This is a genomic window from Steroidobacteraceae bacterium (assembly GCA_041395505.1).
Classification (GTDB): Bacteria; Pseudomonadota; Gammaproteobacteria; order Steroidobacterales; family Steroidobacteraceae; genus JAWLAG01.
The window spans coordinates 666,686-684,702 of sequence record JAWLAG010000001.1 but is presented as its reverse complement, the minus strand read 5'-3'; the positions used below and the strand labels follow the sequence as shown (position 1 = coordinate 684,702).

At 63.1% G+C, this 18,017-nt stretch carries 14 protein-coding genes; 3 read left to right on the top strand and 11 right to left on the bottom strand.

Translation table 11 applies throughout. The annotated features are described in order from the left end of the window. Nucleotides 1-16 precede the first annotated feature (16 nt). Both R3E77_03150 and R3E77_03145 read left to right on the top strand, forming a co-directional pair. On the top strand, nt 17-544 hold the full coding sequence (locus R3E77_03150; protein ID MEZ5498410.1) for a DUF1993 domain-containing protein: 528 nt from the start codon (nt 17-19) through the stop codon (nt 542-544). Nucleotides 545-711: 167 nt separating this feature from the next. Beyond that, on the top strand, nt 712-942 hold the full coding sequence (locus R3E77_03145; protein MEZ5498409.1) for a hypothetical protein: 231 nt from the start codon (nt 712-714) through the stop codon (nt 940-942). 6 nt (nt 943-948) lie between these two features. Here R3E77_03145 and R3E77_03140 read toward each other — a convergent pair whose 3' ends face one another. After that, entirely contained in the window at nt 949-1,257 is a 309-nt protein-coding gene (locus R3E77_03140; GenBank protein MEZ5498408.1) for a hypothetical protein, read from the bottom strand. Nucleotides 1,258-1,460: 203 nt separating this feature from the next. Between R3E77_03140 and R3E77_03135 the strand changes: the two genes are divergently transcribed. Further along, complete coding sequence (locus R3E77_03135; protein MEZ5498407.1) at nt 1,461-2,975, top strand: DUF839 domain-containing protein; 1,515 nt, start codon at nt 1,461-1,463, stop codon at nt 2,973-2,975. A gap of 76 nt (nt 2,976-3,051) precedes the next feature. Here the strand turns inward: R3E77_03135 and R3E77_03130 are convergent, their stop codons facing one another. The 10 genes from R3E77_03130 to R3E77_03085 all read right to left on the bottom strand — a co-directional run bounded on the left by R3E77_03130 (nt 3,052) and on the right by R3E77_03085 (nt 17,973). Next, nucleotides 3,052-3,966, bottom strand: a complete 915-nt coding sequence (locus R3E77_03130; protein ID MEZ5498406.1) for an MBL fold metallo-hydrolase — start codon at nt 3,964-3,966, stop codon at nt 3,052-3,054. Beyond that, a complete protein-coding gene (locus R3E77_03125; protein MEZ5498405.1) occupies nt 3,963-5,393 on the bottom strand; it encodes a pyridoxal-dependent decarboxylase in 1,431 nt (476 codons plus the stop codon). Before R3E77_03125 ends, R3E77_03130 begins: the two co-directional genes overlap by 4 nt. Further along, nucleotides 5,390-7,759: an MMPL family transporter gene (locus tag R3E77_03120; protein ID MEZ5498404.1), complete on the bottom strand. Its 2,370-nt coding sequence runs from the start codon at nt 7,757-7,759 to the stop codon at nt 5,390-5,392. The genes R3E77_03125 and R3E77_03120 overlap by 4 nt, the downstream gene beginning before the upstream one ends. Then, entirely contained in the window at nt 7,756-8,784 is a 1,029-nt protein-coding gene (locus R3E77_03115) for a YCF48-related protein (protein ID MEZ5498403.1), read from the bottom strand. The genes R3E77_03120 and R3E77_03115 overlap by 4 nt, the downstream gene beginning before the upstream one ends. Before the next feature lie 88 nt (nt 8,785-8,872). Next, nucleotides 8,873-10,237: a DUF1329 domain-containing protein gene (locus R3E77_03110; protein MEZ5498402.1), complete on the bottom strand. Its 1,365-nt coding sequence runs from the start codon at nt 10,235-10,237 to the stop codon at nt 8,873-8,875. A gap of 24 nt (nt 10,238-10,261) precedes the next feature. Next, nucleotides 10,262-12,346 carry a DUF1302 domain-containing protein gene (locus R3E77_03105; GenBank protein MEZ5498401.1) on the bottom strand — a complete coding sequence of 695 codons (2,085 nt, stop codon included), beginning with the start codon at nt 12,344-12,346 and terminating at the stop codon, nt 10,262-10,264. Nucleotides 12,347-12,529: 183 nt separating this feature from the next. Beyond that, nucleotides 12,530-14,965, bottom strand: a complete 2,436-nt coding sequence (gene plsB / locus R3E77_03100; GenBank protein ID MEZ5498400.1) for a glycerol-3-phosphate 1-O-acyltransferase PlsB — start codon at nt 14,963-14,965, stop codon at nt 12,530-12,532. Nucleotides 14,966-14,975: 10 nt separating this feature from the next. Next, a complete protein-coding gene (locus R3E77_03095; protein ID MEZ5498399.1) occupies nt 14,976-15,542 on the bottom strand; it encodes an alpha/beta hydrolase in 567 nt (188 codons plus the stop codon). A gap of 24 nt (nt 15,543-15,566) precedes the next feature. Next, on the bottom strand, nt 15,567-16,400 hold the full coding sequence (locus R3E77_03090) for a DUF4437 domain-containing protein (protein ID MEZ5498398.1): 834 nt from the start codon (nt 16,398-16,400) through the stop codon (nt 15,567-15,569). 4 nt (nt 16,401-16,404) lie between these two features. Next, nucleotides 16,405-17,973 (bottom strand): M48 family metalloprotease, encoded by a 1,569-nt coding sequence (locus R3E77_03085; GenBank protein ID MEZ5498397.1) that lies wholly within the window; start codon nt 17,971-17,973, stop codon nt 16,405-16,407. Nucleotides 17,974-18,017: the final 44 nt, after the last annotated feature.

Sequence of the window (18,017 nt, the reverse complement as noted above, 5' to 3'; positions counted from 1 at the left end):
CAAGCTGAGGTAACCCATGTCGTTTTCGTTGTATCTGGCCACCGTGCCCGGCTACCAGCAGATGCTGGGTGCAGTCCGTGGCCTCCTCGACAAAGCCGAGGCACATTGTAAGGAAAAGGGACAGGATCCCGCCGCGCTCATCCAGGCGAAACTTGCGCCCGACATGTTGCCCTTTGCCTATCAGATCAAATCCACGGCGGTGCATTCCATCGGCGCCATCGAAGGACTGCGCAAGGGCGTCTTTTCCCCGGACCGCACCACACCACCGGTGGATTTCGATGGCCTGCGTGCCAAGGTCAGCGCGGCGAGCGAGGCGCTCGCACAGATCAAGCCCGCCGAACTCGATGGCTTCATGGGCCGGGACATGCGATTCGAAATCGGCGACTACCGGCTGGAATTCACGGCGGAGAATTTCCTGCTGTCGTTCTCCCAGCCCAATTTCTACTTTCACGTGACCACCGCCTACGACATCCTGCGTTGGCAAGGTGTGAACCTCGGCAAGCGCGACTACCTGGGTACGCCACGGGTCAAGCCCAAGGCCTGACCGCGACACGCGTTACGTCAAATCGCCCGCGTGCGCGGGCGCGCGTTTTGGGATTGCGGACCCGCCGGGCCGCGAATTGTTCCGCAAATACAGGAACGGGCACTTTGTGCCAGCCGGCACCTGAGCGCATGGTGGCAGTCGACCGATCCTGCGATTGGGAGAATGCCATGGCGGATATCAGTGAAAGCGTCATCGAGCGTCGATTGAGCGAACTCGAGCTGCGCTACGCGGCGCTGCGGGAGAAGATCAGCTGGCTGCGCCAGCAGCTGAGCGCCGCGGACGTAGACGGAGCGCAGGCCAACCCGACGGAGCTGCGCAGCCAACTCGAACGCCTCCTCGAGAAGAAAAAACGCACGGAAGCACAGCTCGATGCGCTTGAATCGGGCCACGCAGCCTGAGGTGAATCAGCGCTGATCGCCCTTGCGCCGGCCGCGCGAATTGCGCCGCTCGGCTGTATCGCTGCGCCTGTCCCTTGCGCCGGTGATCAGCGCGCCGCGCCGCGGACCCTGGCGACGGTCGCTGAAATGGCGGTAGGTGCAAGGACAGGTTCCCGGGCAGCTGCACTTGGCCAGCGGCAAGGGCGGCGCCTCGCGGCTGAGAAATCGCTCATGACGCAGGAGCACCGCAGCCGCGCAACTTCCCTGATGCGGCACGACGCTCACCGCATGCCACTGGCCCGCCGGGCCCGAACTGTTTTGCTTCATGGCCGTCATCACGCCTCCTGCACTGGGGAATTGACTGCAACCCCCTTGCCGGTCGCGCCAACATCCTTGTCGTTGGCGAAATCATCTTACGCCGATCGACCCTGACCGACACGAAACTTTCATGTCCGGTTCGCCGGATTGTCATGACAGCGACTTAGCTTGGAATCCGGGTACTTGTTCCCGAACCTTACGAGCATTGGGAGTCGTTACACATGAAGAAGTTTGCAGTCTTGTTGGCCGGATCACTGGCGAGTGCAAGCGCGCTTGCCGCAGGTCCGGACTTCGGGCAATCGGTCGAGCGCCTGATTGCCGACAAATCGGAAAAGCTTTTCGGTACCTCGGGCGTACTGGAAGCCTCATCGACGGCGAGCATCAGCGCCGCAGCAGCGGATGCCGATCCGACAGCGCTTGTGACCCTGGCCCGCGGCCTGCGCGCGCGCGTTGTCAGCGCCGATGCGGCGCTTGGCGCCAATATCGACATGATGGCGTTGTGGCCCAATGATGCCAACCCCACCCACCTCATCGCCTGCAACGAGCAAGGCACTGCGCAAGTGGGCCTGCAGCGGGTACGCCTGCGCGACGGCCAAGTCGAAAATATCGTCAAGAGCGGGCTGAGTTCCTGCGATCCGGTCGAAGCAACCGCCTGGGGCACGATCGTTTTCGGGGAGGAAGCCGGCTCATCCGGGCGCGTATTCGAGCTCATCGATCCGCTCAACACGACCGATGTCGTGGTCGCCGCCGATGGCAGCGTCTCCGGCGGCAGCAATCCGCAGAATATCGTCCATCGCAGTGCGATCGGCCGTCTGTCTTTCGAGGGCATCTCGGTCTTCCCCAATGGCGTCACCTACTATGGCGACGAGAATCGTCCGGGCAATGGCAACGGAGGCGGAGCCTATTTCAAGTTCATCCCGGATCTGGCCTACGCGGGTGGTGCGCCCATCGCAAATCTCAATCAATCGCCGCTCGCCAGCGGCCGTGTATTCGGTCTGCGCATCGGGGCACGCAGCGGCAATACGGACTTCGGGCAGGGCAACCAGTCGGGCAACGGTGTGTGGGTCGAGGTCGTCGACGGCCAGGTCATCGGCTCATCGACTGTCAGTCGCAGCAATCTGCGTGCCGCTGCGCCGCTGCTGAAACTGACGACCTACTACCGCCCGGAGGACAATGACATCGACAAGGGTGCGCTGGCCGGATCGGTGGTGCGCATCTGCGGCACCAATACCGGCGAGGATGGGCAGACACTGAACTACGGCGAGACTTTCTGCATCAGCGACGGTTTGCTCGATGAAGCCGCGGCCATCGCCACCACGACTCAGGTCAGCGGTGGCATCTCGTACACGATCAACAACGGACCCGGCACTTCGACTCCGCAATACCAGCCATTGGTGGCGCACTTCGAAGACTTTGCCATGCCCGACAACATCGCCTACCAACCCGGCACCGGCAACTGGCTATTGCACGAGGACGGCGAAGGTCCGGGATTTGGACGCAACAATGACATCTGGGCCTGCACCGACGATGGCGCCGACGCCGATCAGCAGGCCGATGCCTGCGCAAAGATCGCCACGTTGAACGACCTCAGCGCCGAGAGCACCGGTGGCGTGTTCAATGCCGATGGCACCCGGTACTTCTTCAGCGTGCAACACAATGTCACCGGTCACGGCGTGATCCTGGAAGTGCGCGGCTGGAAGAATCGTGGCCGCGCCGGCTACCGCGCAGATGATTGAAAACCTACCCTGGAGCCGGAAGCGGTAAAATGGGGACGGGCGTGCCTTCCAGCACGCCCGTTTTTTTCCTCCCGCCTCAGCCCTCGTGCAGGCTGCGGCGCAGATCGACATAGACCCGCGCGGCAAAAACGTCGGGCTTAATGAAGCCCTGCCCCCAGGCCGCATCGTAATCGGCGGTTGGCTTTGCTGCGATGACCTCGTCCTGCGACTTGCCGGCCCGGATCAGGGCCGCGATATTGTCGCGGACCGCTTGCAACATCTGCCGATAGGCGACGAGGTCGCCCTTGGCCGCCAGTGGCCCATGGCCGGGCATGATGCGGGTATCGTCATTGATCGCGGCGAGGACATGGTCAGCGGCCGCGATCATGCCGTCTATGGAACCGCCGCTCGATGTATCGATGAACGGGTACATGGTATTGAAGAAGGTGTCGCCCATGTGCACGACGTTCGCGTTGATGAAGCGGACGATCGTATCCCCGTCCGTATGCGCGCTGGCAACGTGCTCGAGCTCGAAATCCTCGCCGTTGTAGTGCAGTGCCGCCCCACTGGCATAGGTGACCGTCGGCTGCGCAACATCCGGCGCGGGCGGTATGGGTTTGCCGTCGAAACCGCTGATCTGCTGCATGCCGAGTCGCCGCCGCACATTGTCGTGTGCCACGATGACCGCGCCGTCCGAGCCAAATGCGGCATTACTGCCAGTGTGATCGCCGTGCCAATGCGTATTGACGAGAAAGTGAACCGGTTTCCCGCTCAGCGCCGCGAGCGATTTCCTGATCGCCGGCGCGCTCTCGGCGAATTGATCGTCGATGATCAATACCCCATCTGCGCCAACCGACACGCCGATGTTGCCACCGGAGCCGACCAGCATGTAGACGCCATCGGTGATCTTCTCGGTCTTGAGATCAGCCGGTGTCTGTTGCGCTATTGCGAGCGCTGCGAGAACCAGGCTGCTGCCGAGCAGCAGTGCGGTGGATTTCTTCCTGATCGTCATTTTGTCAACCTCCGATTCGCGACGCGTTGCATATTCTGCCAAAGAGCTTCGACATGCCGTCTCTCCGTCGAAGCCGAACCGATTGAAACCCGGACCATCCAGCGATCACCGAGTTTCGCGGGAGTAAGATAGGCCTCTCCTGATGCGTTGATCTCGCGCACCCAGCCATGCGTGTGTTCATCGAGCGCACTGCCGGACAATTGCGGCGGCTCGTGCCGGACACAGACCGTTTGCAGAGGGACCGGCGCCAGTACACGCCAGTGCTCGCTCGCGCCAACCTGCCCGGCAAGCCAGGCCGCATTGGCGACATCGCGGCGCATACGCGCGCGCAGCCCTGCGAGTCCCTGCTCGCGCAGGAGAAACCACAGCTTGAGCGCGCGAAAGCGCCGGCCGAGTGGTATGCCCCAATCGCGGTAGTTGCGTGTGGCCGTATCCTGCGGTGATTGCAGGTAGCTCGGATTCGACGACATGACCCGCATCAGTAACCGGGGGTCGCGGACAAAGTAGAGCGAACAGTCGAAACTCGCGCCCAGCCATTTGTGCGGATTGATCACCAGTGAATCGGCCCGTTCGATACCACGCCACATCCAGCGATACTCGGGCACGATCATCGCCGAGCCCGCCATTGCCGCATCGACATGCAACCACAGTCCGTGCTCGGCGCACACGGCGGCGATCGAATCGATGGGATCGAGCGCCGTGGTGGCCGTGGTGCCGCAGCTGGCGATCACGGCGCAGGGCTTGAGGCCCGCCGCGAGATCAGCGCGGACCTGCTGCGCGAGCGCATCGGGTTGCATTGCGAATTTCCCGTCCACGGCAATGATGCGCAGGTTTTCCTGGCCGTAGCCCGCGAGCAGCACCGCTTTTTGAACCGAGCTATGGCTTTGCGCGCTCGCATAGACGATGAGCGGATGGGCGAGTTGCTGCGAACCACTGCCGCTCGCCGGGAACCCGAGCGCATGCTCGCGTGCGCAAATGGCAGCGACAAGGGTAGCGCTCGAGGCCGCATCGGTGATGGTACCGCCGAAACTGGCCGGCAGTGCGAGCGCCTGGCGCATCCACTCGCACATGCGTTGCTCGAGTTCGGTCAGTGCGGGGCTTGCCTCCCAGTTGAGACCGAGCTGCGCGAGGCCCGTACTGGCGAGATCACCGAGCACCGCGGCAGGCAGGCTGTTGCTTGGGAAGAAAGCAAAGAAGCGCGGGTCCTGCCAACCCGTGCAACCGGGCAGTATCAACCGCTCGAGGTCTGCAAGCACCGCAGCGAAGGGTTCGGCGGACTCGGGCGGCTCATCGGGCAGTGCCTGCAACAATGCGCCTGGCTGCTGTGCGGCGAGGACGGGCCGATCACCTGCTGCGCAGCTTTCGCGATAATCGCCAATCAGATCGATCAACTGATGACCGAAGCGGCGAAACTCCTCCGGCGTCATGTCGTCGCGGTGCGAACCCGCGCGGGCCGGATGAACCAGCGTGCGAGCGCCGGCAACAGGATCATGGCGGCCAGCATGTTCACGAGGAACATGAAGGTGAGCATGATGCCGATATCGGCCTGGAACTTCAGCGGCGAGAATACCCAGGTCACCACGCCGATCGCGAGTGTGATACCGGTGAAGATGATGGCGGCACCCGTCACGCGCAGGGTTTTCTCGTAGGCCGTCGGAACGTCATCGCCGGCGTGCAGGTACTCCTGCATGCGACTGAAGAGATAGATGCCGTAGTCCACGCCGATGCCGGCACCAAGCGCAACCATGGGCAGCGTCGAGACCTTGAGGCCGATGCCCACGAGTGCCATGACCGCATAGACAAGCACCGACACCAGCGCGAGCGGCACGACGACGAGCAGCGCCCCGGTCAAGGAGCGGAAAGTCACCAGGCACATGACGAATACCGCCGCAAAAACGCCACCCAGGATCCAGAACTCCTTGGCCTTGACCTCTTCATTGGTCGCGGCCATCACGCCGACATTGCCGGTCGCGAGCCGGAAGCGTGCACCTTCGGGCGCATGCTCGGCGCGCCAGGCCTTGGCTGCCTTGACCACGGTCTCGATCGTTCCGGCCTTGTGGTCGTCAAGGAACAGCATGACGGGTACGACATCGCAGTCGGCATTGAGCAGTCCGGTACTGGTCTCGATGTAGCGGGTACTTTGCGCCAGCTGCGATTCATTGCGCGGAATGGCGCGCCATTTCAATGCGCCTTCGTTCCAGCCGGCAATCGCGATCTTGGCGACGCCGGGCAAGGCCACGACCTGCTGCACGCCGGGGACATTGCGCATGTGCCAGGCGTAGCGGTCGATTCCGGTCATGAGCTCGTAGCTGACGCAGGCGGGCTGGTCCGTCTCGACGATGGTCGTAAGCACATCGACGCCGATCGAGAACTTGCGCGTGATGACGTCGGTGTCGAGGTTGTACTGCGAATCCGGCCGCAATTCGGGCACGCCGGCCTGGGTGTCACCAATGGGCGTCTCCCGGCCCTTCCAGAATCCCGCCATCGCCAGCAGGCCCGCGATACCGATGATGACCAGCGACGGTACCGGCCGGGTAATGCGCGCCAGCCGGTGCCAGAAGCGTGCGAGCTGCTCCTGCCTGCGCTCCACCCGGCGCCGGAACGCATCACCGAAGGACACGAAGGACACCAGCACCGGCAGCAGCACCAGGTCCGTCAGGATCACGATCGCCACGCCGATGCTGGCGGTGATGGCCATTTCGCGGATGACCTGCACGGGGATCATGAGTATGGTCACGAATCCGACGAGATCGGCAAGCAGCGCAATGACAGCCGGCCAGAACAACTGGCGAAAGGTCCGGCGCGCTGCGTCCATGCTGCCGAGTCCCTCGCGCGCGGCATCCGCCACGGCGCTGATCTTCTGCACGCCGTGACTCACGCCGATGGCGAAAATGAGGAAAGGCACCAGGATGCCGAGCGGGTCGACGCCGAAACCCAGCAATACCAGCATGCCGAGCTGCCAGATCACGGCAATGACCGAGCAAATGACCGGCACCAGCGCGACCCGGAACGACTGGCAGTAGATCCACACGGCAAGCAAGGTGAGAAAAATGGTGACGATGGCAAAAATCGCAACCGAAGTCGCGCCGTCGGCGATGGCGCTCATGACTTTCGCGAAGCCGATCATGTGTACTTCGACGCCGTTGCCCGATCCGGCGGCCGCAACCGCCACGTGCTCGCCCTGTATCTGATCGCGGACCCTCGTTTCCAGTTCGCGCGCGATCGTTATCGGATCCACGGCCTTGCCGGTAGCATCCTGCTCGAGCACGATGGCGCTGACCAGTGCGCCCGAGAAGTCGTTCGCCACCAGCCGACCGACGATGCCGGCCTTGAGAATGTTCTCGCGAACCTCCGCCAGTGCCTCAGGCGTCGGCGTAAAGTTGGCGGGAACGACATTGCCCGCCTCGATGCCGTCTTCGACAACCTCGAGATAGCGCACATTGGGCGTGAACAACGATTGCACGCGACCACGGTCGATACCGTCCATGACGATCACTTCGTCGGTCGCCATCTTGAGCGCAGCAAAAAATTCGGGGGTGAACATGTCGCCATTGCGTGCGACCAGCGCGATCAGCACCCGATTGGCGCCGCCGAATTCGGCCTGGTGCGCGAGATAGGTCTGCATGTACTCGTGCTGCAGCGGCAACTGCTTCTGGAAGGATGCATCGATACGCAGGCCGCGCAGCGTGATGAACGCCATGAACGCCGTCAGCAGGGCAAATACCAGCAGCACCGCCAGACGATGCCCGAAGATCAAGCGCTCCAGGCGACCCGTAAAGCTGCTCTCACTCATCGCGGCACCTGTGCTGTCGGGACACGCTCACGCGGATCGCTCCGTGCGCCTGCCTCGCCAACCGTCACCACGCGATCCCCGATGGTGACGATGGCGGCGATACCCTGGCGGTCATCCCTCTGCACTCGAGCAAAGGTACGCCCGCCATCGGCGCTGTGCAGGAGCACCCCCGACAATCCCGTCAGCACGACGTCATCGCCAATTGCGACGCCATCGGTGATCATGGCCACGGTGCCGGTTTCGATTGCCCGCCAGCTCGCGCCCGCGTCATCCGAACGAAACAGATTGCCACGCAGTCCGAACACCAGGACCGAATCGCCGGCGAGTGGCAGGACACCGAAGAACGACCCGTTGTAGGGACTTGGCAATGAATGCCAGGTCAGGCCGCGATCGTCGGAGCGATAGACCTGCCCCGCCTCCGCCGCAATGTAGAGGTACGCGGAATTCGCAGCGATCGCATTGTAGTGATAATCGGGCGGAAGGTCCTCTTCTTCGGCCGCGACCGCAAGTTTCGCCCCGTCGGCGGTCGCCGAGGCGTGCATATCGAGCGGCCGCGCGGTCCAGTTCGCTCCGCCATCGCTCGTGACATAGACCGAGCTATAGGCACCGATGGCGATGCCACTGCCATCGCTCGACAGCCACAGGTCGAGCAGGGGCTGCTCTGCCTCCGGCCGGAACTGGCGCAGTTGCCAGGTCTCGCCACCATCCTGGGTGGCCAGGATGGTTTCGTCGTGGCCGACCGCCGCGCCATGACTGGCGTCAGCGAATGCGACCGCCGTGAGCATGATGTCGACGGGCGACGCGACCTGGCGCCAGCTGCGACCCTCGTCATCCGACAGGACAATGATCCCATGATCGCCCACGGCGACCAGCCGCTCGCCGGCGCGGGCGACATCCTGCAACAGGGTCTCGGCCGCAAGCCGCGCGCTCTCGGCGGGCGTCGGTTTGACCTCGGCGAATAGCGCGGATGGTACGGCGCAGATACTGCAAGCAGCTAGCAGCGTCAGCAGTTCGCGCAAACTCACTGCGGCCCCCTTTGTGGTCTTGTTGTCGGGCGCGGTCGTCGCCCGCAGGCTGCGACCGCGCCGGTTATATTCGCAGCGCGTCGGCGGGTTAACGAATTCCGCGTCTTGCCAGTGCGCTCGGCTGATAATCGGCCGGCGTGCGCTTGATCGTGAAGTCGTAGGTTCGCGGCTCTTCGTTATCCAGACCGAGCGCCAGGTAGCGGCCGTTCGACAGGTCCATGACAAGCTCCAACGTGGTCCAGAGCGTGGGACGGTCGTAGTAATTGATGACGTGGCCTTCCTGCACGCGGTACAGCTGATCGCGTCGGTCGTAGCAATCGACCGCGAGGATCTGCCAGGAATCCTCATCGACGTAAAGCGTGCGTCGCTTGTACAGATGGCTCACGCCCGCCTTCAGGGTCGAGTCGACGACCCACACGCGATGCAATTCGTAGCGGGCGAGATCCTGGTTGATGTGGTTCTTGGCAAGGATGTCCCGATCCTTGACGGTATTGCTGTGCAGCTTGTAGGAGTTGTAGGGCACGTACATTTCGCGCTTGCCGACCAACTTCCAGTCGTAGCGTTCCGGGCTGCCGTTGTACATGTCGAACTGGTCCGACGTGCGCAGGTTGTCGGAATTCGTGCCGGGATTGTCGAAAGCGACATTGGGCGCGCGCCGCACGCGCCGCTGGCCCGGGTTGTAGACCCAGGCCTTGCGGTTTTCCTTGGACTGATCGAGCGTCTCGTGCACCAAAAGGATCTCGCCGGCGAGCCGCGCTGGCGCAATCGTCTCCTGGATGAAGTAGGCAATGATGTTGTTGAGATTCTCCGAGCGCGCGCCCGCTTCCGAGTACGGGAACAGGAACTCGTCGCGGAATTTGACCATCGTATAGCTGCCGCTCGCAGTGACCGGTGCCTGGCCGATGGTCCGTTGCGCAGCGTCAGCCCGGTAGCGCAACACATGGTTCCAGAAAACTTCGACGCCCTCCTTCGGGATCGGAAACGGGATGCCTTCGCCAGCGTTCAGTACGCCATTGCCGCCCGGTGCGAGCGCTGCCGTGGTGGCGATGCGCTTGGTCGCATCGTAGATGCGCTGCGGCACCGCGGCACTGCGGCGGGTCGGGTAAATGAGCATCTTGTAATCGGCATAGGTCGCGAACAGCTTCTTGTGGCCTTCGGTGAGCTTGTCCGCGTACTGCTTGTAGTTCGCCTGCGTAATGGTCAGCGCCGGCTTGTCCTTTTCGTAGGGATCAGGGTGATGCCCGCCGGCCTTGAAATTCGGAAAGCCCGCTTTTGCGGCCGAGGTCAAGCCACCATCCCAGGCCGGTATCGCGCCACCATTGCCCGCCTGCTGCGCGCCGAGCGGCGTGAGCTCGGCGCCGAGTTTCGCCGCTTCCTGGGCGCTGATCGCCGCATGCGCCGCGATCGTAAACGCCATTGCCACACCCGCAATTGCGATTTGAGTCTTGTTCATGAGAGCTTCCCTCCGCGTTGGTGCTCAGAATGAGTACTTGATCGCCGCGGCAATGAAGTCGCGGTCGTTCAAGTCGTTCCAGCGGCCCGCACCGCCGAAGGTCGTGTAGGAAACGTCGACGTCCCAGGTGGCCTGCAGGTTCGCGGACACGCCCAGCGTCAGCGCATGTCGGCCTTCCACGAAATTGCCGCCCGGCCCCGGCGTCGTGCCGGAAACGTCGTGCTGCCACGAAAAGCGCGGCAGCACGTTCCAGGCACCCACCAGGTTCGGATATTCGAGCCGGCCCGCGAGCCGATAACCCCAGGAGGTGGCGTCCGCAAAGCGATTCTGCGGCTCGACTTCATTGAAATGCCGGCTGGCGAGTTCCGCATTGCCACTGACCGACGTTCCAGGCCCGTTGTAGCGCAGACCGCGCCCGACCGGACCACCCGTGAGCTTGTCTTCGAGATCAGGGATATGGGTGACAGCCGCTTCAAACACCAGTACCGCCTGAGAGGCTTTCAGCACGTTCGCGAACGTCTTCGTCGCAGTGGTCTGGAATTGCCAGGTGTCGTGTAGTCCCCAGCCGCGAATTTCCTGGTCGAGCCCGAATGCGCCCAACTGGTTGCAACGCGAAATCGTCGGCGCCGCAGCGAGGCAGGTAGGTGGCAGCGGCGTTCCCCGCAGCGCCGCGAGTCCGCCTTCGAATGGCGTGAGCGCGGCAAAGAGCAACTCGACATCGTCATACTGCAGGGGTACGTCCTGGCGGTAGGTCAGGTCGCCTTGCAGCGCGATGCCACCCGTCTGGATCTGCGTGTTGAACGACAGACCGATGAGTTTGATGTCCTCCGGGTATTCGTTGAAATAGCCGGCCGTCTTCGCATACTCGTGGGTCGCGATGTTGGTCGCCTGCGCCGTCACATCGCCGCGGGCGATGGCCGTATTGGCACCAATTGTGGCGTACTCCAGCGCCTGGGCCAGCGTGAGATTGCCACCCTGCTGCGCTGAGCGTTGCGCACCAAGAGCCGCCGCAGTGGCAATCGCCGAGTCGATGGGCAACCCCGCGGCCAGCGCCTGCGCGGCCCCGCCTACGGCATTCAAAGCGCCCCAGGCATTGCCAAGGCCGGCCTGAGACCCGGTCACGCCCGAGATGACCGGCAAGCGGCTGTGGTAATTGAGGAAGTAAAGTCCGAGCTCCGTGCCGTTGTTGAAATTCGGCAAGTAGAACTTGACGTTGAAACCATACTGACCGCTGTTGCTCGGCGTACGGTCCGGCCGGCGGCCCACCGCCTGAAAATCTTCTATCAGGCTGCCGCCCAGGGGGCGGAAATCGACACCCTGGTCGGAAAACGCGCCGAATCCGAGTATGACCTTCTCGCCGGCCGGCGTCGCGAAGTCGTTGGTGCTGAAATAGCTGCCGACGGGCTCCGGAATGGTGGCGTTCCAGTCCGTGATATAGATGAATTGGCCGCTGACGTTTTCCGAGAACTGCAACGAGAGATTGACCATCTCCTGCGGCAGGAAGCCTTCCTTCAATTCCGAGCCGGGAACGCGCAGTGCCGATACGTCGAAATGATTGATGACACTTATGCCGTTTTGTATGAAGGTGCTCTCGCCCCAGCTCACAACCTGGCGGCCCAGTCGCAGCTCGCCCGGCATCGAACCGCCGAAGCGCCAGTAGCCGAAGGCATCCAGCAGGCGCGTATAGCTGCCGACCAGCTCCTTGGCCCGCTTGCCAAGCGGCGTGCGGTCGGTATTGCCGTCTTCGACGTCGATGTCATAAAGGCCCGAGGCACGCACGAATGCGCCGATCTCCTTGAACTTCAGCGACAGTTCGGTCGACAGTTTGAACGCACTGCTGAAAGCGCCTTTGTCGTAGTTGATGTTGCCATCATCGATATTCGGCGATCGGCCGCAGCCGCCATCGGCGGTTGCAATCAGATTGCAGTCACGCGACTCGACCCGCCACGCCTGGCCATAGGAGACCGTAGTGTCCCAGCTGCCGGTCAAGGTGCCGGCCTGGTTGCTGATATCGACCGCCTGCGCGAGCGGTGCGGCCAGCACGGCAAGTGCCGTGGCAAGCGCAAGCCTCAGCCCGGCGGTGACCCATCGACGGAATAGTTTTTTCATTGGTTTCATCCCCAGTCGCGGGCGGACAATGGATTGCCCTGCATTGACTGCGGCTCCGAGGTTTGCAATTTCGGGCTGCAGGTTCAGCGTCCGTCCCTGTTTATTGTTGCAGTATATCAGTGCGATCCATCGACCCGCGCGCGAGGCTGGTAACCTCAACAAACTGTTGCTGCAATGCAACAATCAACTGTGGGTGACCTGCAAAATGCTGTGGCGTATCTCGTCGGACAGTACCACCTGGGCGTCCGCGGCGACGCGTATCAGGACTTCGTCGAATTGCAGCTTGCCCTGGTCATCGAGCGTGACGACGGCTCTCGCCTTCAGCAGGTCGATGAAATTGACGAACAGGCTGCGGTCGAAGAATTCCGGCGAGTTCAGGCCATAGGTCATGGAAATTCGCTGGGCGGTGAGGTGACAGAGCTCGACCAGTTCACGGGCGGTGAGCTGTCCTCTGCCGGCGCGCAGCAGCTGGGCAATGGCCAGATAGTAGCGTTCGATCGTCTGCAACATCCCCTGGGCGAGGAGTGAGAGCTGCATCGCGGCACCGGTGGTGGGCGGCGGTCGCCGCCATCCGGTGCCATCGCTTTGTGCCTCGATCAGGCCGAGCATTGCCATGCTGGCGAGCGTCCTGTCGACGACCTCGGGCAATTCGTTCTCGTCCCAGCGCAGGAAAAGCTCGGCCTGCACATAGGGGTAGATGCGCCAGGCAAGGCGCTGCAGGTCCTCGGTGCGCATCACGGGGTTGCCCGCGAACGCGCAGGCGAGCAGTGACGGCAGGGCGAGCAGGTGCTGGCAATTGTTGCGGTAATAGGCAGCCAGCGTCGCATTGGCATCCGTCATGCTGACCAGCACACCGAATTTCTGCTGTTGACGTTCGATCATGCCGAGTCGGTAGCAGTAGTCGATGACCTCCCGCCCTACGAGCGAGGTCACCGTAACCCGCTCGCTGTAAGGGCATTGGCGCATGAGACCAAGATAGCCGTCGATCTGATTGGCAAGGTCGGTCTCGAGCATGACCTGCCGGGGCGTCGCGAGCATGACCAGTGCCAGCAGGTTGACCGGCGTCATGGCCGCGGCCGCGTTGATGTTGCGCATGATCTGCTGCCCCAGCGCGTCGGTCGCCGGACCTACCCAGGCCGGGCGATTGCCATCGTCGTAGTCGTGATCGCGCCACTTCGGCTCGTGTTGGTCGAGCACGGTCTCGAGCGCTATCGGTTCGCCGACATTGACATGCACGCGACCGAAGTGTTCGCGCAGGATGCGCAGCGAGCGCAGGAAACCCAGTGTCGTTTCCTTCTGCTTCTGCTTGCCGGACAGCTCGCCGACATAGGTACCAACCTCGACGATGCGCTCGTAGCCGAAATAGACAGGCAGAAAAACCACTGGTCGCTTGCGCTCGCGCAGGAAGCTGCGCAGCGTCATGGCCAGCAATCCGGTCTTCGGTTGTAGCAGCCGGCCGGTTCGCGAGCGCCCGCCCTCGATGAAATACTCGATGGAATGACCCCGCGCCATGATGGCCGCGAGGTATTTCATGAACACAACCGTATAAAGCGTGTTGCCGGCGAAGCTGCGCCGCAGGAAGAAACCGCCGCCTTTGCGCAGAAACCGCCCGATAACGGGTAGATTGAGGTTGATGCCCGCCGCGATATGCGGGATCGCAAAACCCTCGCGGTAGATGGCGTAGGAGAGCAGCAGGTAGTCCATATGGCTGCGATGGCAGGGAACGTAGACGATCTCGCTACCGGTGGCGACCGACGTCAATGTCGATGCATGCGCAAAATCGACACCGTCGTACAGGCGATTCCACAGACGCCGCAACACCCGCTCCATGATGCGCACGAAGTTGTGCGAGTAGTTCGCCGCAATCTCGTCCACATATTGTTGCGCAGTGCGCAATGCGCTGCGCCGATCAACCTTGCGCTCGCGCATCTCCTGGCGCACCGCGTTGCGCACCGCCGCCGTGCGCAGGATCTCGCCTCGTATGTTGCGCCGATGCGAAAGATCCGGCCCGATCCTTGCGGCACGCTGCGCGCGAAACTGGTTGCGCAGGCTCCTGGTGGCGCCGCGGGCGAGCGCGGCCGTTGATCGTTCGCCGTTGATCAGGCTACGCAGGGAGATTGCCTTGCCGACCTCGACGAGCGTCGCGCGCCCGTTGAACACGACGGTGAGGAGCTTGCGCAGGCGCCCCGTCAATGCCCAGTTCTCGGCAAACAGCAGGCGCCACAACGACCCTTCCTTGTGCGGCGCCCGGCCCCAGTAAACGGCGACCGGCACCAGGGCAACATCCGAACCCTCGTGCGAGCGCAATGCGTCGATCAGGATCAGCAGCTCCGGGGGCGGCCGCCTGTCGTAACGCCGGCCAAAGAAGCCGCGCGGCCGCAGCAGCGTGATGACCGAACGCACCTCGGCATGTTCGCCGGGGCGGAGCAGGCGTTTGCCGGGCCGCGGCAAGCCGTTGCGTGCTGCCAGGTTCTGCAGTACCGCGAGATCCGCTGCGCTGCGTCGCTCGAGCAGGTAGCACACCGGCGCATCGCAGTCGTTGATCGCGGCAGCGGCATCGGCCGGGCGCAACTCGGCGCGCACCCACAGGGCGAGGATGCGCCGCAGGATGACGTTCATCGCGGAATGGTCACCGCTCGGTCAGCCGCGGCAAATCAAGCTCGAGAAGGAAGTACTCGAAGAAGCTGCGAATGAAACGCATTTGTTCGTGCAATTGATGGTCCCCGTCGACGATGTGCAGCCGTGCCCGGTACTCGCTTGCAAAGCGCAACGCATTCTGCAGCGGCACGACTTCATCCCGCCAGCCATGCACGACGGATATCGGGCAATCGATCGATCCCTTGCGCAACTCGGGAATACCGGGCACATAAAACGCCGGCGCAATCAGGAACAGGCCATAGCAGTGCAGCAGGGGCGCGGCCGCCGCCGCGACATAAGCGCCGAGACTCGAGCCAACCAGTACCAGATCGCCCTGCAGGTTGGCGCAGAAATCGGTGAGCATGGTCACGCGTTTGCGCGGGTCGCTGACACCGCGGTAGTCGACTGATTTCACCTCGAAGCCCTCGGCGCGCGCAATGTGCGCGAGTGCGGTGATCTTCTTGCCCCAGGGTTCGCCCTCGGAACCATGCGAGAACACGACGTAGCGGTCGGCAATCGGCTCCGGAAGTTCGTCGGCGTTGTCCAGGTCTTCAAACATGAAGCTGAGATTGCCTAGGTCGGTTCAATAAGGATGCGGTGTCCAAGGCGCGCCCGCCAAATGCGCAAGCTCTGGCGGTAGCACTGGATCATACGCGGGCGAGAGCCAAAATCGCCGTTTGGTCGCCGACCATTCATTGCGATGACGTCCCCCGAGCATGCGAATCAAGGACAGACTGCCGCGCCGCGAACCAAAAGGACCATGCCAAAGGCCTGCGGGACGCCAGAAATAAGCGCCTTCGCGCATGATACCGCGCTCACCGATGATGTCGCCGCCGAGCAGGTACATTTCCTCGACACAGTCGTGCCGAAGCTGTGCCTCGCTCCAGCCCTTTGGATGGGTCTGCGCGCCTGTCGCCAGCAGCAGGGTCTTCTCGCCGCGCTCGGGATCGTCGCGCAGGATCTTGTGCGACAGTTGCAGGAACTGCACGTCCGGGTCGATTTCCGCCGAGGTCCAGGGCATTTCATGGGTATGGCAGATGGCCGGGCGCAGATTCGCCAGGGCTTGCGCCTGTCGCGCGCTGGCACTGCTGAAAACAAGCAGCACGGTGCCCGCCAGGAGCTGCGCGCCCTGCCAGGCACACCCTGCCGGGAGGTAAGTGTAGTCATCGAGGCCGAGGCTATGGCCTGCGACCTGCAGGCCACCTTCGAGCACGAGCGCCTCGAAATCGCAGCCAAGCGCAAACTGCGAGGCGAGCTGCGTCGCGTCCGGGAACTGCAGGAGCGCCGACATGGCACCGCTTGCGGCGTCTTCGCTCAGGCGCTTGCCGCGATGCGATACCAGCACATCGCGCCCAAGCAGCTGATCCTGCCATGGCAGCTGCTGGGCGTGAACGAATTCTAGCTGCGGTCGAGCCATCGATTCATTCGGCTATCGCGGCGCCCTGCACTTCGAAACGCACGGCGCGCAGGAGATCCGCACTGGCGAGCGGGCCGAGGGAGGTCTTCAGCTGCGCGACCTGCCCGGGCTTGAGCACTGCGTTGCCGGTACTGACGCGCACTGGCCCTTGCGCGATGCGGCCATCGGCCGCCGCCACGCCCGCCAGCATTTCGACATTGCGCACCGCGACCGGCGCGCGATTCTCAACCAGCAGCCATACGACTCCGCTGTTGTCGAGCCGCGGCTCGATACGCACGTAGCGGGAAGGATTGCGCGGCAGATCGAGCAGGGCCGCTTCGCGCGCCGATTCCGCACCGACATCGGATTGCGAGCCAGCCGCCTGGCTGAAATACTTGACGGCCTCATCGACGTTCCCGGCCTGTTTGGCGAGTTTACCGAGGTAGAACGAGCCCGTTGCGGTTGGCAGCAACTGCATGCTGCGAGTGAACAAATCCTGCGCCTGTTGCCTCTGGCCAAGCTCGAAACTGGCTATGCCGCTCGCAAGCAGCGGCTTGAAGTACTCGGGGTTGAGCGCGAGCGCGCGCTCGTAGCGCGATTTCGCGGCAGCGTAATTCTTGCGTTTGAGCTCGACGTCCCCCAGCAGCTCATGGAATTTCCCTTCGCGCGACTCCAGGCCGAGTGCCGCTTTGGCATTTTGTTCGGCACCGGCGAGATCGCCCTTGGCGAGTGCTTCGACGCCGGCGTCGTATTTTGCGTAGGCCGGGGCAAGCCTGGCCTGCAACGCAAGCTTCTGCGTGTAGCGCTCAGCGCCGCGCTCGCCGCCGGCGCCAAGTTGCGCCGCGGTTTCGGTGTTGTGCGCGACACGTTCCTCGGACGGCGGGTGTGATGCGAACAGGCCGTCGAGCCAACTCGTTTGCCTCCCCGCGGAGAGCTTGACGAAAGTCTTCTGCAGGTCGATCGCCGCCGCCGGATCATAGCCGGCCGCCTTCATGTAGCGCATGCCGTAGAGATCGGACTCGTTCTCGGCATCGCGGCCATACTTCTGGGTGATGAGATTCGCGCCTAGCATCGCACCGCCAACGATCAGGTTGGCATACTGGTTGTCGCGCACACCGACCTGCAGTCCCACCATCGCAGCCTGCAGCAACATGCCACGCTCCATCGACTTCGCGCCATGTCGCGCCGCGGCATGGGTGATCTCGTGGCCCAGCACGGCCGCAAGTTCCGCCTCGTCGTGCAATTGCGTCAGCAGTCCCCGATTCACCGCAATCTTTCCGCCGGGCAGGGCCCAGGCGTTCGGCACAGAATTGTTGAGCACCTTGAACTCATACGGCAGTTGTCGTGTTTCGGGCAGCAACGCTCCGGCTGCGCTCGCCACGCGCTGCCCGACCTCGCTGACATAGGCGGTCAGTTCCGGGTCGATCGTGAGGTCACCGCCCTGCATCTGCCGCGATGGCGCGAAGTTCTCTGCGCCAACCTGGATTTCCTGGGATTGCGAGACGATCTGCAATTCGCGCTTGCCGGTCACCGGGTTCGTGCCACAGGCAGCCAGCGCCAGCAGCAGTCCTGCCAGCCAAAGAGTTCTTTTCATTTGCAACAGCTCCACGATTCCCGCGCATGGTCGGCGCGGACCTG

What these genes read in the sequence shown, in the direction of transcription:
- R3E77_03105 (MEZ5498401.1), bottom strand. Translation starts at nt 12,346, where the DNA reads ATGAAAAAACTATTCCGTCGATGGGTCACCGCCGGGCTGAGGCTTGCG.
- R3E77_03130 (MEZ5498406.1), bottom strand. Translation starts at nt 3,966, where the DNA reads ATGACGATCAGGAAGAAATCCACCGCACTGCTGCTCGGCAGCAGCCTG.
- R3E77_03110 (MEZ5498402.1), bottom strand. Translation starts at nt 10,237, where the DNA reads ATGAACAAGACTCAAATCGCAATTGCGGGTGTGGCAATGGCGTTTACG.
- R3E77_03125 (MEZ5498405.1), bottom strand. Translation starts at nt 5,393, where the DNA reads ATGACGCCGGAGGAGTTTCGCCGCTTCGGTCATCAGTTGATCGATCTG.
- R3E77_03145 (MEZ5498409.1), top strand. Translation starts at nt 712, where the DNA reads ATGGCGGATATCAGTGAAAGCGTCATCGAGCGTCGATTGAGCGAACTC.
- R3E77_03095 (MEZ5498399.1), bottom strand. Translation starts at nt 15,542, where the DNA reads ATGTTTGAAGACCTGGACAACGCCGACGAACTTCCGGAGCCGATTGCC.
- R3E77_03135 (MEZ5498407.1), top strand. Translation starts at nt 1,461, where the DNA reads ATGAAGAAGTTTGCAGTCTTGTTGGCCGGATCACTGGCGAGTGCAAGC.
- R3E77_03140 (MEZ5498408.1), bottom strand. Translation starts at nt 1,257, where the DNA reads ATGACGGCCATGAAGCAAAACAGTTCGGGCCCGGCGGGCCAGTGGCAT.
- R3E77_03150 (MEZ5498410.1), top strand. Translation starts at nt 17, where the DNA reads ATGTCGTTTTCGTTGTATCTGGCCACCGTGCCCGGCTACCAGCAGATG.
- R3E77_03090 (MEZ5498398.1), bottom strand. Translation starts at nt 16,400, where the DNA reads ATGGCTCGACCGCAGCTAGAATTCGTTCACGCCCAGCAGCTGCCATGG.
- plsB (MEZ5498400.1), bottom strand. Translation starts at nt 14,965, where the DNA reads ATGAACGTCATCCTGCGGCGCATCCTCGCCCTGTGGGTGCGCGCCGAG.
- R3E77_03120 (MEZ5498404.1), bottom strand. Translation starts at nt 7,759, where the DNA reads ATGAGTGAGAGCAGCTTTACGGGTCGCCTGGAGCGCTTGATCTTCGGG.
- R3E77_03085 (MEZ5498397.1), bottom strand. Translation starts at nt 17,973, where the DNA reads ATGAAAAGAACTCTTTGGCTGGCAGGACTGCTGCTGGCGCTGGCTGCC.